1 pseudogene is annotated in these 430 nt (G+C 65.1%); it reads left to right on the top strand.

What is annotated here, in order from left to right:
- Positions 1-168: 168 nt before the first annotated feature.
- Positions 169-430 (top strand): annotated as a pseudogene (locus MUU46_RS00070) (hypothetical protein); the annotation flags it as partial.

Genomic DNA, 430 nt, shown 5'->3' with positions numbered 1-430 from the left:
AAATCATACCGATGCGATCCGCGGCAAGGTCTGATGCCCGGCGCGCCTGTACGGGGGCCTACGCCTGTCACGGAAAAGGCTGGCAGCCAGAGGCGACACGCCTGGCTGAATGGAGACTGCGGTGCCGCTACGCTGGCATCCGACACCACAGGAAGCGAGGGGCGGAAGGTGAGCGAGATCTGGCGACAGTGCAAGGGTGAGCGGCATGTCCGACCGCTCCAGGGGCGGCTGGTGCGGTTGGTGGAGAGCCAGGAGCAGGTGGCGACCCTGCAATTGGTCGACACCCTGGAAGAACAGGCGTTGCTCGAGGAACTGCTCGAGTCGAGCAAGCCGCCGGTGCCGGCGGATGCCGAGCCATTGCATTACCTGTTGAAGACCCCGTTCCGTTATCCGCCCTTGCGTTGGGGGTCGCGGTTTGGCCGTCGTCACG

Source organism: Scandinavium tedordense, assembly GCF_024764965.1.
Classification (GTDB): Bacteria; Pseudomonadota; Gammaproteobacteria; order Enterobacterales; family Enterobacteriaceae; genus Scandinavium; species Scandinavium tedordense.
Note: the sequence above shows the minus strand (reverse complement) of the source record. Positions and strands in the feature narration are given on the sequence as shown.